Here is a 13,463-nt window from a genome sequence, read left to right on the forward strand (position 1 = left end):
AACTAAACCGTTACGTTTTGAGATTTTACATCGAAGGCATCCCTTAAGCCGATGGCCAGTAAATTAAAAGCATACACGGTGAGCATAATGGCCACACCAGGTAATACGGCAAGGTAAGCTGCATCCATAATGATATAGCCATAATGCTCCTTGATCATACTCCCCCAGCTAGGCATAGGCGGTTGTGCCCCGAAGCCAAGGAAACTTAACCCTGATTCCAATAAAATGGCCGAGGCAAAGTTGGCCGAAGCAACCACTAATATTGGTCCTGCTATATTGGGTAAAATATGTTTGATGATAATTCTGGGTGTCGAAAAACCCAATGCTTTCGAAGCCTCTACAAACTCTACTTCCTTCAAAGCCAATACTTGTCCGCGTACCAAACGGGCCACATCAACCCAAGTAGATAAGCCTACGGCAATAAATATTTGCCAGAAACCCTTACCCAAAGCAAAAGAAATAGCGATAACCAGTAAAAGAGAGGGCAAAGACCAGATTACATTCATTAACCAACTGATGCCTGCATCAACTTTACCGCCATAATAACCGGCAACGGCACCCAGGCTGATGCCAATAAACAGGGAAATTAAAACGGCCATTAACCCTACCGATAGGGAGACACGAATACCTAAAATCAATCGGCTCAGCATATCCCTGCCATACATATCTGTACCCAGCCAAAAGGTTTGCTGATAAACGTTTTTCCCCGAAACCAGTGGATAAGCAACTTCTTCTGCCTGTTCATCCTCACCAATATATTCTCTGGCTAATAGGGTGTTTCCAACTATCCGATGGGCTGTTATGGGAATACTTTTGAAGTTTGCTTCCTGTCCGTATAACATCTTTTCAAAAATACCGACTTCCTTTACTTTGTCGTTTCTACTGATGACCAGAAAGCTGAAGGTCCGCCCTGGCTTCTTATTACTTAGCTGTAAATGCATGGTACTGGCCATTGGCGTTTGATCTGGCGTTATTAAATAGCCAGCAACACCCATTAACATCATCAACAAGATAAAGAGCATACCGCCAAAGGCAAGCTTATTCTTTTTAAATTTTTTCCAGATTTTTTGCGTAGGACTTTGGTTGCTCTTGCTCATTTCACCATTCTTCCCTTCCAGTTGTACTTTCCAGAATTACCTGCAATGCCAATATAAATAAGGTATACAATATGCATGAGGTTGAGTATCGGTAGCAAAGGTAACAGTTCCCTCCTTTTTGCAAATTTAGTAACATCCCATAAAAATATAAATTCTATCACCATCTTCAGCAACAATTGCAGCAACGCTACTTTAAAAAAAGCTGGATTAAACAATCCTGTAAATAGATTTAAAAGAATGCTCAGGTTAAATAACCATACAAAAACCCCCAGAACGATGATGGATTTATTTTTATACCGTGTACTTTTCGAAGCCCAGCGTTTGCGTTGTTGTATAAATTCAGATATGGTAGGTTTGGCCTGTGTATAGACTAAAGCATCATAATTTTTGAGGAAGCCAATTTTATTGTCGTAACGTACAGCCATTTTGTGGAGCAGCAATTCATCATCGCCGGAAGCCAGATCGTCTATACCTTTAAAACCACCAACTTCATAAAATGCAGCCCTTTCATAAGCCAGGTTGGCACCATTACAGGTAGAAGGCTTCTTATTTCCAATGGTAGAAGCGCCCAAACCGATAAGGTATAAAAATTCTAAGGCTTGTGCGCGTTCAAAAAAGTTTTGCTCTGCAGTATACAGTACCGGGGAAGAAATCATTTTATAATCGTTCTCTTCGTAATAGCTTACAATCGTTTTCAACCAGTTTGGTTGCATCCTGCAATCGGCATCGGTGGTGATGATTAATTTTCCACTGGCATCGCCTATGGCAGTTTCTATAGCTTTCTTTTTATAAGAATTGATGGTTTTTTCTTCCTGCAGGCTAATCAGTTTAATTCTTGGGAAGCTGGAAATGATTTGCCCCGTTTGATCGGTTGAATGGTCGTCTATAAAAATAACCTCCATTAATGCCGGGTCATAATCCTGTGCCAGTAGGTCTGCTATGGTTTTAGCAATTTGATCGGCTTCGTTTCTTGCCGCAACAATGATGCTTACCGTTGTTGTGCCTCGCTTAATTACAGTCTTGTAGTTTTTCAATTGATGCCAACCTCTAATAAAAGACAGTACCACCAACAAATACACGAGCGTTAGAAAGGCAGAAAAATAATTAGCTGCGTTGAGTATTTCCAAAGAAATTGAGTTTAAAAACAAAATATGAGCCTAATATAGCAGGAATTATAATATTTATCAGCCAAATGCTGGCAGTGCAGGCTACAACAGCGGCATTTCTATCAGTTACATATTTAAAAAAGAATAATGCGGTCATACTCCTGATACCTATATCGAATAAATCTAAAGATGGCAGGGCCGATTGTACAAAAAACAGAATACAGACCATCATTACGATATCTGTGGCTTGCAGTTCAGGTACCAGCCAGTAAAACATAACAAAATATTGTGTACTGAAAACAACATACCTTGCCAGGCAAAAGAGCAGGATTTTTGATAATTCCACTTTTTTGTAGCGTGCCAACACTTTATAAAAGCGCTGGTATTTCCTGGTCCACCGGATAGACAATAAAATACGATTCAGCCACTTGATATTGAAATATAAAACGAGAAAGAACAAACAAAAAATTGAGGCAAAGGCACTTAAGGCAAGAAATAACTCTGTGTTGAGCAATTTAAATTGATAGACAAACACGCAGAGTGCTATGGAACCAAATACATTGGTTAAAACGAGCTGCCCAATATTACCCACGGCCATTGCGATTACGCCTATAATGCGTCTTTTAGGGGATAAAAAGAATACCCTGCCGCCGTATTCGCCTAAGCGGTTGGGTGTAAAAATAGCCCAGGTTAAACCACAAAACACAGACTCAATAGATTTCCAGAGACTCAGCTTTTCGATGCTTTGTATGAGTCGCTGCCATTTCATTGCTTCTAAGCCCCAGTTCAGTAACATTAGAAAGCACACAAAAGTCATAACGGTTACAATTTCATAACGGGGTATGGTTTGTAACATCAAAAGAAATTCTTTTAAATCATTATTGCTGCTGAGCTTCAAGTAGATAAACCAAAAGGCAAAGAATACAATTGCAATTTTGAGACTATAAGATAATAGCTTTTTATATGGGGCTGTCAAATTTTTACTTTTACTGTCTGCAAATATGCTTAATATTGTTCTATGTTGGTGGAAAAAAAGGAAAGGGTTATCATGGGAATTGATCCCGGCACGGCTGTAATGGGCTATGGGGTGATTTTGGAAAAGGGGAGCAAGATTGAATTGATCACCATGGGGATAGTGCGCATGGAACACCTGGACGATCATTTTTTGAAACTGCAGCGTATTTTCGAGAAAACAATTGTTTTACTGGAGCAGTATAAACCTGATGTTTTGGCTATCGAGGCCCCATTTTATGGCAAGAATATACAGGTGATGTTAAAATTAGGTCGTGCGCAGGGCATTGCCATGGCAGCGGCCTTATCGAAAAAAATTCCTGTAACAGAATATGCACCGAGAAAAATCAAGCAGTCGATTACTGGTAATGGCAGCGCCGGAAAAGAACAAGTAGCGGCAATGCTGCAACGATTGCTGAATTTTAAGGAAACACCAGAATTTTTAGATGCTACGGATGGTTTGGCGGTGGCTGTTTGTCATTCTTTTCAAAGAGTAGACACCAGTGGTAAGGGTAAGTCTTACTCCGGATGGGAAGCTTTTGCTAAGGATAATAAGAAAAGAGTACAGTAAAAAAAGGTATTGAAATCGAGGTTAACGCAATGTTAACGCAATGGTAACGCAATATTAACGCAATGCTGATACAATCAAACACTGCGTTAACATTGTTTAAAAACCCTGTTATGTTTATTTCAATATTGGAGTAGGTTTCTTGTCATCACCCATCGCCACAAAGGAAAACTCACCAGTTACTGCCTTTTCCCTTAATTCAGAATACATTTGCTCTATGTAAATTTCCACTTTCACTTTCATGCTGGTATTACCGATATGAGACACCATCCCTACCAGTTCAATGATGGTTCCGGCAGGGATTGGTTTTTTAAAATCGATTCTGTCGCTGCTCACTGTAACCATTTTCTGGCGACTAAAACGAGTTGCGGTAATAAAAGCAACTTCATCCATTAAATGCATCGCCGTACCACCAAACAGCGTATCGTAATGATTGGTGGTACTTGGAAATACAGCTTTAAAAATTCTCGTTTCTGAAGCTTTTATTTTTTCTTCTATTGTCATGTTATGATGGTTTTCCTTGTGGGTCTTGTTTAAAAAAGACACAAAATTAAGCTATTGAAATTTCAGTTTTGACAGCTACCCGTAAGGTTTTGGCAGCCTTTACCATTTCAATGAGGGCACTTTTTGTTTCTTCCCAGTGCCTGGTTTTTAATCCGCAATCTGGGTTTACCCATAATTGAGCGTCAGGAATTACTGCCCGTGCTTTTTCTAATAAAAACATCATTTCTTTACTGGAAGGCACCCTTGGCGAATGAATGTCATAAACACCTGGTCCAATTTCATTTGGATAATTAAATGCCGCAAAAGCATCCAGTAATTCCATTTGCGAACGGGAGCATTCAATGGTAATCACATCGGCATCCATATTTGCAATATGCTGAATGATGTCATTAAACTCTGAATAGCACATGTGGGTATGTATTTGCGTGGAATCCTGAACACCGCTGGCTGAGATTTTAAAGGCATTGACCGCCCATTGCAAATAATTTTCCCAATCTGCTTTTCTCAAGGGTAAACCCTCGCGTATGGCCGGTTCATCAATCTGGATAATTTTTATTCCTGCCTTTTCAAGGTCTGCAACCTCATCGCGTATAGCAAAAGCTATTTGTTTACAGGTTTGGGCACGGGGTTGATCGTTTCTAACAAACGACCATTGTAATATGGTTACAGGCCCGGTAAGCATGCCTTTAACCAATTTTGGGGTTAGTGACTGTGCAAATGAAGCCCACTTAACTGTCATTGGTTCCTGGCGGTAAACGTCACCAAATATAATAGGTGGCTTTACGCACCTGCTACCATAGCTTTGTACCCAGCCAAATTTAGTAAATGCAAACCCATCCAGCTTTTCGCCAAAATACTCCACCATATCATTTCGCTCAAATTCGCCATGTACCAATACATCCAGACCTATTTCTTCCTGGAAACGAATGGTGGCTATTGTTTCTTTTTCAATCAGGTCCTGGTATACTGCTGCACTAAGCAGGCCTTTTTTCAACTTTGTTCTCCAACTCCTTACTTCCGGGGTTTGTGGAAATGAACCAATAGTTGTGGTAGGAAAAAGTGGAAGCTGCAGGCTTTGCTGCTGTAAAACCTTTCTGTCATCAAAAGGAAGGTTACGGAGACTATCTTTTGCTGTAGCAGCAGCCACCCTTTGCTGTACGGCTGTTTGATGAATTAAAACAGAAGACCTGCGACTGTTGTTTTCTTCTATATTTTGTTGCAGTTTCGCTTCCAGGCTTTCATTTTTATGGGGATTAACCAGTTTACTTAGGGTAACTACTTCAGTTACTTTTTGTTTGGCGAAGGATAACCACTGTTTTATTTCATCCATTAAGGGCTCATTGGCCGTTTCGAGCGACAAATCACATGGCGAATGGATCAATGAACAAGAAGGGGCTAAGATTACCCTCTCCTCACCTAATTTCTCAACAGCGCTATTAATGAGTTTTAAGGCTTGCTCATAATCAGCTTTCCAAATATTTCTTCCATCTACAACACCAATGGAGAGTTTCATTTGGGAAGGAATTACCTCAAAAACAGCTTCTAATTGTTCCGGACAACGAACCAAATCTACATGTATGGCCTGCACAGGTAATGAAAATGCTAATTCTAAATTATCTCGAAGACCTTCAAAATAAGTCGCCACCATCAATTTAAGGTTTGGAAACAAACGCCTTATTTCTTTATAAACCATTAAAAAGGCTCTTTTCTCGTCTTCGGTTAAGTCCATGGCCAAAAAAGGTTCATCAAACTGTACCCATTCTACATTTCTTGCAGATAATTGCTGTAGCAACTGGATGTATACGGGCAATAAATTTTTGATCAGTGAGATCCTATGAAAGCCGGCTTCTTTCTCTTTCCCTAATAGCAGGTATGTGATTGGGCCTAAAATAACTGGTTTGGTAAAAAGCCCCAGTCTTTTAGCTTCCTCATATTCATCAGCAATCTTAGTTGAAAAAAGTTTAAACTGCTGATCTTTATAGAATTCAGGAACAATATAATGGTAATTGGTATCAAACCATTTGGTCATCTCCATGGCAATGATGTCTAATCCGTCTTTTTGATAACCTCTGGCCATGGCAAAATAAAGATCAATTTCTTTATGAGCCCCATTTAAAATGACTTCGTGGTAACGGGATGGAATTGCACCTACCGTTAAAGACATGTCTAATACCTGGTCGTAAAAGGAAAAATCGTTGGAGGGAATAAGGTCAATGCCTGCTTCTTGCTGCAATAACCAGTTTTGTTTGCGGATTTCCCTGGCTACCTGTTCCAGGTTTTGAAGTGTTGATTTGCCTGACCAATATTGCTCGCAGGCTTTTTTGAGTTCTCTGTTGCTACCAATGCGCGGGTAGCCTAGATTGTTTGTTAGCATTTTAATAACTTTTAAAGATTAATAATCTGTTAAAAGCTCTTTTAGCAGGACTTCGCAATGCGCGCTCATTAAAAAAGAGATAGAATTCGTTATAAACAGGCATCTTTCTCCATAGAGAAATGAATAGCCTATAAAATACATAAAAACCTGACCCCTGCTTCAAATCGCGAAAGCATTGTCAATTCGGTTTAGGCAGGTATCCTGACTTGTAACATTTTTACAAACCTTCCCATTCTTCTTAAGAACAGTGGTTATGATGAGTAAAAACCTTTTGTGTTACTTACAGTTGCGCGACAGTTCGTGATTTACACACGATTCCCTATTAATCTACAATTAAGCAAAACCTTTACCGGTTGATAAAGAAATAAAGTAAAGAACTTATGAGGTCAAATATAGCTTAAAAAATGAATTAACACTTATCGGCCCAATCATAATCTTGCAACTAACGGTCAATACCATTTTGCACACCACAATAGATTAAGCTTTTTCCAATCTTCAGCAATAACCAAAAGAGGCATTTCATTTTTTACAATGAAATGCCTCTTTTTAGTTACAGCTTATATAAAATTAAGCTGCTAGTATTTTAAATACTGCTTTACAGCAGATAAATGCACCTACAAGTAAAATAACCCAAGAAACAATGGATAAGATCATTGAATCACCTGCAAAACGAAGGAACACACCAACCATACTGGCAATGATACCAATAACTAATAATTGATAGATAGCGTTTTGATTTGCTCTTTGCATGCTTTCTGTATTGTGTTTTGGTGTCTGATCCATAATATTTTTCTAATTAATGCACAAAAATAATTATTAATTCCTTAATAAGGCATAATCCTTAATAAGTTTTTAAAGCTTTGATCCTTTGTTCTGCTTTTTCATTTTCTTTCAAGTCTTTTCCCTGATAAAATTGCTTCTCCCAATCGCCGTACATAGGGTTTGGGAACACAATATACTTGGTTCCAAACAATTGCTGCGCACGGTCTACTTCTACTTTGGTGTTTTTATTTTCCCTGTAAAACACATTAGAAAGATCACTGAGGTTATCACCACACAACAATAAGATGTTATAGTTCTCCATGATGCTTTTTCGGCGGGGCTCTTTATCAGCAGTCGAGCTATTCAAAAGCAAATGTGCCGCATCAGCATTAGGGAAACCAAAACGTTTTAAATTCTTTAGTGTACCCTCCAATTCTGATGTTAACCTGTTGCTCACATAAAACACCTCTACGTTAAAACGGGCAGCAAACTTAAGAAAGCCCAATGCGCCAGGTATAGTATCTGCAATGCCTTTACTAGTCCAGTTTACCCAATCTTCCTGGTTATAGCTCAGGCCTTTTTGAAGTTCCTTACCCTGAAACGGAGAGTTATCTAAAACAGTTTCATCGATATCTACCACTACACAATTTCGTTTCAGGGTATCTGCAGTTTTCAACTGTTCTAACAACGACAAGCGGGCGAAGTTGAAGGCCTGAAAGGTCAATGCCCGCATTTCACCTGAATGCTGTTGCCATAAAACAGCATTGGTATAATCCCTGAAGCCTGTTTTATTGTTTTTCTGTGCTAATATGCCCAGCGGTAAAAGTAGGGTGATGAAACTAAAGCTCAGAAATCTTTTCATGTTTTAATTTTATTTCAAAATTTATAATCGCCAGTTTGGGCGGTACTGATATACAAAAAGCCTTTATCCGCATGGATAAAGGCTTTTTGTATAATGCTATTTAATTATCCATTTAGGGCTGCAGCACCACTCACAATCTCTGAAAGTTCTGTGGTAATGGCTGCCTGACGAGCCTGGTTGTACGAAAGTTTTAAGGCTTTTAACAAGTCGCCAGCATTTTCTGTTGCTTTATCCATCGAAGTCATCCTTGCACCGTGTTCTGATGCATGTGAATCTAACAATGCTTTAAACAACTGAATTTTGATCGACTTAGGAATCAATTGTTCTACAATTTCTTCTTTAGAAGGCTCCAGGATATAATCTGTATTGGTAGTGATCGCTGCAGTAGTTTCTGCCTTTGGAAGAGGCAATAATTGTTCTGTTGTAACAATCTGCATTGCTGCATTTTTAAAGCGGTTGTAAATAACCTCTACTTTATCAAAATCCCCTTTTTGAAATCCAGCCATGATGGCATCAGTAATTTTAGTTACATTTTCAAAGGTAAGAGCAGCATATACTTCGTTATTGTTTCCAATGACATTGTAATTGCGTTTTTCGAAAAAATCCTGAGATTTCTTACCGATGGCCACAATACTTACATTTCCGTTTTTAAACTGCTCGCTATATTTTTCAGCGATCAAATTATTTGCAGCTTTAATTACGTTCATGTTAAAAGCACCTGCCAACCCACGGTTTGAGGCTACTACTACAATTAACACCTTATTAGGCTCACGTTCCTGAGTGTAGGGTGAGGAAGATCCTTCCAGACTAGCAGAAAGATTTCCTAAGATCTCTTTAAGTTTTGTAGCGTAGGGACGTAATTGTATAATAGCATTGGTGGCACGTTTTAACTTAGCAGCCGAAACCATTTTCATGGCTTTGGTAATCTGCTGTGTAGATTGTACCGACGCTATACGTATTCTTACTTCTTTTAAATTAGCCATTCTTTTTTAATCTTCTGCCAGAGTAAATTAGTATTTACCTACTAGTTCTTTAGCTACTGTTTCTAATACACCAGTAACGCTATCATCCAATTTACCTGCTTTTAAAGCACTTAAAGTTTCAGGGTGACGTAATTCTAACTGTTGTAGATATTCTGCTTCAAATTCTCTAACTTTTTTTACAGGAACTGTACGCATTAAGTTTTTTGTACCGATGTATACAATCGCAACTTGTTTCTCTACTGTTAATGGAGAGAACTGTCCTTGTTTCAAAATCTCCACGTTACGTGCTCCTTTATCTAAAACAGATTTCGTTGCCGCATCAAGGTCTGAACCGAATTTAGAGAAAGCCTCTAATTCACGGTATTGTGCCTGGTCTAATTTTAATGTACCAGCAACCTTTTTCATTGACTTGATTTGTGCATTACCTCCTACACGTGATACCGAGATACCAACGTTTATAGCCGGACGAACACCTGCGTTAAACAAATTAGATTCTAAGAAGATCTGTCCGTCTGTAATTGAAATTACATTGGTTGGAATATAAGCAGAAACGTCACCAGCCTGTGTTTCAATAATTGGCAATGCCGTTAATGAACCACCACCTTTTACGATACCTTTCAACGATTCTGGTAAATCGTTCATTGACTGAGCAATGTCATCATTCTGGTTGATTTTTGCAGCACGCTCTAACAAACGGCTGTGAAGGTAGAAAACGTCTCCTGGATAAGCTTCACGACCTGGTGGGCGACGAAGTAACAAAGAAACCTCACGGTAGGCTACTGCTTGTTTAGATAAATCATCATAAACAATTAAAGCAGGGCGACCAGTATCACGGAAGTATTCGCCAATCGCAGCACCTGAGAAAGGAGCATAAAATTGTAAAGGAGCAGGGTCTGCCGCTGAAGCGGAAACAACAACTGTATAAGCCATTGCACCATGTTCTTCTAATGTACGAACAACGTTTGCTACAGTACTTGCTTTTTGACCACAAGCAACATATATACATAAAACAGGATTTCCTGCTTCGTAAAATTCTTTTTGATTGATAATGGTATCAATACAAACGGCAGATTTACCAGTTTGACGGTCGCCAATTACCAACTCACGCTGACCACGACCAATTGGAATCATTGCATCAATAGCTTTGATACCTGTTTGCAATGGCTCATTAACCGGCTGACGGTAAATTACACCTGGTGCTTTACGCTCGATCGGCATTTCGTAAGTCTGGCCTATAATAGGTCCTTTACCATCGATAGGCTCGCCCATTGTATTAACTACACGGCCTAACATACCTTCACCAACTTTAATAGAGGCAATCTTTTTGGTTCTCTTGATGGTATCACCTTCTTTGATGTTGTCTGATTGACCTAACAAAACCACACCAACGTTATCTTCTTCAAGATTCAATACAATACCTTGCAAACCACTTTCAAATTCAACAAGCTCGCCTGATTGAACTTTAGTTAAACCATAAACACGGGCAATACCATCACCCACTTGTAATACAGTACCAACTTCTTCTAATTCAGCTTCTGATTTAAAGCCCGCCAATTGTTGCCTGATAATTGCCGATACTTCGTCTGGTCTTACCTCTACCATAATTTATATTTTCTATTGTAAATCAGTAAATTTTTATCTTTTATATTTTTGAATTATACCACGCCCTGGGCAAATTCGTTTTTTAATTTATTTAACCCGCTGGCTATACTTGCATCAAATTGCTTATCGCCAACTTTCAGAATAAAACCACCAATTAGGTTTGAATTCACTTTTTCTTTGATCACCACTTCGTTTGCGCCCAATTCCTTTTTCACCAAAGCAATAATTTCCACTCTGTTTTCGGCAGTAAGCGCTATTGCTGAACTCACCTCTGCAGTAACAATGCCCTTAATTGTATTGTATTGGGTAACAACTTGTTTTGAAGCTGAAAAAACGATGGCCGAACGACCTTTACTTACCATTAGTTTCAAAAATGAAATGGAAATGGTGTGCACCTTGTCCTGAAATAAATCAACCAGTATACCTGCTTTTTTATCAATCGGGACAATCGGGTTAGTAAGAATAGCTTCTAATTCCGGGTTATCATCAATCACCTTAGAAATTAAAGCCATATCTCCTTTTACTTCTTCCAGAGATTTATTTTCAATGGAAAGATCGATGACGGCTTTGGCGTATCTTGATGCTGCTTTATTTTCTGACATTTTAATCTTCTTTAGCTAATTGATTGCAATTAGTTTAATTCAACATCTTTTAAAAGATTGGCTACCAAATCTTCTTGTTTAGCCCTGTCTTGTAACTGACCACGTAAAACGCGTTCTGCAATTTCAAGGGAAAGTGAAGAAACCTGGCTTTTCAATTCATATAAAGCAGCTTTCTTTTGGTTTTCAATTTCATTTTTCGCTTTATCAATCAATTTAGCACCCTCAGTCTGAGCCTGAGTTTTTGCCTCATTAACAATGCTATCTTTTAAAGCTTTAGCCTCTTTCAACATCAAATCGCGTTCTGCACGTGCAGTCTTCATCAACTCCTCATTTTGAGCTGTTAAACGAGCCATTTCTTGTTTAGCAAGTTCTGCTTTGTTTAATGCTTCGTCAATAGATTGCTCCCGCTCTTTAATTGCCGCTAATATTGGTTTCCAGGCAAATTTACCTAAAATAAACATTAACAATAAAAACGCTATTGTTTGAAAAATAACTAAACCAATTTCAGGTACTAATAATTCCATTTTCTATATTTATATCTTGTGTTGTCTTCTTTAAAAATTTGTACCCGATTTTGCAACCGGGTACAAGTTTATCTAGCCATTACCCATTAGGGCAACTACTACTGCGAAAAGCGCAACAGCCTCAACGAAGGCAGCAGCGATTAACATTGCAGTTTGGATTTTAGAGGCAGCTTCTGGTTGACGAGCAATACCGTCCATTGCAGAACCACCAATTCTTCCGATACCTAGACCAGCGCCAATCGCAGCTAATCCAGCACCAATTGCAGCAATACTTCCTGTAATCATGATTTTATATATTAATAGTTGTTAAAAAAATTCAATTAATGGTGTTCTTCTATAGCCATACCAATAAATAAGGCCGATAAAATAGTAAATATAAAAGCTTGGATAAAAGCAACCAATAACTCAATTGCGCCAATAAAGACAGCAAATGCGATAGAAATAGGTGCGATATACAAACTGTTGAAAACGAATATTAAACAAATTAATGATAACATTAAGATGTGACCTGCTGTGATGTTTGCAAACAAACGAATCATTAACGCAATGGGTTTAGTAAAAATACCAACTATCTCTACTGGTATCATCACAATCCACATCAACTTAGGAACGTCTGGTGCAAAAATATGCTTCCAGTAATATTTATTACCGTTAAATACAGTCAACAAAAAGGTAGCTAAAGCAAGTATCATGGTTACAGCTATATTACCTGTAAGGTTAGCCCCACCTGGTAAGAAAGGTATCAATCCTAACATATTATTAAACCAGATAAAGAAAAATACAGTAAGTAAATAGGGCATAAAACGCTCATATTTATGTCCTAGATTTGGTTTGGCTATATCATCACGAACGAAGATGATAATTGGCTCCATCCAGGATTGTATTCCTTTTGGTGATTTGCCGTAATTCTTTTTATAACCATTGGCTACGGATAAAAACACAGCAAGGATAATTCCTATAGAGATTAATAAAGTGACAACATTTTTTGTAATGGATATATCCAATAACGGACGAGCGTTCAAGGCATGGTGTTTCTCATCTAGCTCAACATATTGACCGTGTTCATTTGGAGTGGCAGATGCATGGTAGATTTTCTCGTGCATTTTAACAAAGCGCTGACCGTCTTTTTCGACAACAACTTTAGCATCATCATCATATTGAAAAGCACCTGAACTGAAATTTACTAAACCGCTTTTTGTGTATATGATTACGGGTAGCTGAATATAGTACTGTCCAATTACATGCCAGCTATGTGAATCAGCAATGTGATGCAAGGCAAATTTACCAATGTCAAACTTCTCCTTAGCTTGTGGCTCTGAATGAGTGTCGACGGTCACTTGTGTACTGTCCACTTGCGAAAAAGCAGGGGAAGAAATAGAAAAAAACGCTAAAAAAAGCGTAAAAACAACAATTAGCCTATTCACTTTATTATCAAAAACGTGGTTACAATCCATTTACTCGCAGATTT

The 13,463-nt window shown here is 38.5% G+C and carries 14 protein-coding genes and 1 riboswitch; of the genes, 1 reads left to right on the forward strand and 13 read right to left on the reverse strand.

Translation table 11 applies throughout. The features are described 5' to 3' along the window. Positions 1–2 precede the first annotated feature (2 nt). The 3 genes from AAKU52_RS05650 to AAKU52_RS05660 are packed head-to-tail and all read right to left on the reverse strand — an operon-like array spanning position 3 to position 3,179. Positions 3–1,097 carry an ABC transporter permease gene (locus tag AAKU52_RS05650; RefSeq protein WP_354331143.1) on the reverse strand — a complete coding sequence of 365 codons (1,095 nt, stop codon included), beginning with the start codon at positions 1,095–1,097 and terminating at the stop codon, positions 3–5. After that, positions 1,094–2,224, reverse strand: coding sequence for a glycosyltransferase family 2 protein (locus AAKU52_RS05655; RefSeq protein ID WP_354331145.1), 1,131 nt, complete (start codon positions 2,222–2,224; stop codon positions 1,094–1,096). Before AAKU52_RS05655 ends, AAKU52_RS05650 begins: the two co-directional genes overlap by 4 nt. Next, positions 2,202–3,179, reverse strand: coding sequence for a hypothetical protein (locus AAKU52_RS05660; RefSeq protein ID WP_502931018.1), 978 nt, complete (start codon positions 3,177–3,179; stop codon positions 2,202–2,204). The genes AAKU52_RS05655 and AAKU52_RS05660 overlap by 23 nt, the downstream gene beginning before the upstream one ends. Positions 3,180–3,221: 42 nt before the next feature. Between AAKU52_RS05660 and ruvC the strand changes: the two genes are divergently transcribed. Next, a complete protein-coding gene (gene ruvC / locus AAKU52_RS05665; RefSeq protein ID WP_354331149.1) occupies positions 3,222–3,785 on the forward strand; it encodes a crossover junction endodeoxyribonuclease RuvC in 564 nt (187 codons plus the stop codon). Positions 3,786–3,899: 114 nt separating this feature from the next. Here the strand turns inward: ruvC and AAKU52_RS05670 are convergent, their stop codons facing one another. From AAKU52_RS05670 to atpB, 10 genes are all read right to left on the reverse strand, one after another. Next, positions 3,900–4,286 (reverse strand): acyl-CoA thioesterase, encoded by a 387-nt coding sequence (locus AAKU52_RS05670; protein WP_354331151.1) that lies wholly within the window; start codon positions 4,284–4,286, stop codon positions 3,900–3,902. Positions 4,287–4,332: 46 nt separating this feature from the next. Beyond that, the gene (gene metE, locus AAKU52_RS05675) at positions 4,333–6,660 is read right to left on the reverse strand and encodes a 5-methyltetrahydropteroyltriglutamate--homocysteine S-methyltransferase (protein ID WP_354331153.1); all 2,328 of its coding nucleotides are present in this window, start codon (positions 6,658–6,660) and stop codon (positions 4,333–4,335) included. A 174-nt stretch (positions 6,661–6,834) separates the two neighbouring features. Beyond that, a riboswitch (cobalamin riboswitch) is annotated at positions 6,835–7,023 on the reverse strand. Between the two features lie 204 nt (positions 7,024–7,227). After that, complete coding sequence (locus AAKU52_RS05680) at positions 7,228–7,443, reverse strand: hypothetical protein (protein ID WP_354331155.1); 216 nt, start codon at positions 7,441–7,443, stop codon at positions 7,228–7,230. A 58-nt stretch (positions 7,444–7,501) separates the two neighbouring features. Further along, positions 7,502–8,284, reverse strand: a complete 783-nt coding sequence (locus AAKU52_RS05685; protein WP_354331157.1) for a 5'-nucleotidase, lipoprotein e(P4) family — start codon at positions 8,282–8,284, stop codon at positions 7,502–7,504. A gap of 104 nt (positions 8,285–8,388) precedes the next feature. Continuing rightward, positions 8,389–9,267, reverse strand: coding sequence for an ATP synthase F1 subunit gamma (gene atpG, locus AAKU52_RS05690; protein WP_354331159.1), 879 nt, complete (start codon positions 9,265–9,267; stop codon positions 8,389–8,391). Positions 9,268–9,294: 27 nt separating this feature from the next. Then, positions 9,295–10,869 carry a F0F1 ATP synthase subunit alpha gene (gene atpA / locus AAKU52_RS05695; RefSeq protein WP_354331160.1) on the reverse strand — a complete coding sequence of 525 codons (1,575 nt, stop codon included), beginning with the start codon at positions 10,867–10,869 and terminating at the stop codon, positions 9,295–9,297. A 53-nt stretch (positions 10,870–10,922) separates the two neighbouring features. Beyond that, complete coding sequence (gene atpH, locus AAKU52_RS05700; protein ID WP_354331162.1) at positions 10,923–11,471, reverse strand: ATP synthase F1 subunit delta; 549 nt, start codon at positions 11,469–11,471, stop codon at positions 10,923–10,925. Positions 11,472–11,500: 29 nt separating this feature from the next. After that, positions 11,501–11,995: a F0F1 ATP synthase subunit B gene (gene atpF, locus AAKU52_RS05705; protein ID WP_354331164.1), complete on the reverse strand. Its 495-nt coding sequence runs from the start codon at positions 11,993–11,995 to the stop codon at positions 11,501–11,503. A 72-nt stretch (positions 11,996–12,067) separates the two neighbouring features. After that, complete coding sequence (gene atpE, locus AAKU52_RS05710) at positions 12,068–12,277, reverse strand: ATP synthase F0 subunit C (protein ID WP_062551197.1); 210 nt, start codon at positions 12,275–12,277, stop codon at positions 12,068–12,070. 38 nt (positions 12,278–12,315) lie between these two features. Continuing rightward, complete coding sequence (gene atpB / locus AAKU52_RS05715) at positions 12,316–13,449, reverse strand: F0F1 ATP synthase subunit A (RefSeq protein WP_354331166.1); 1,134 nt, start codon at positions 13,447–13,449, stop codon at positions 12,316–12,318. Positions 13,450–13,463: the final 14 nt, after the last annotated feature.

This window comes from Pedobacter sp. CG_S7 (assembly GCF_040544395.1).
Classification (GTDB): domain Bacteria; phylum Bacteroidota; class Bacteroidia; order Sphingobacteriales; family Sphingobacteriaceae; genus Pedobacter.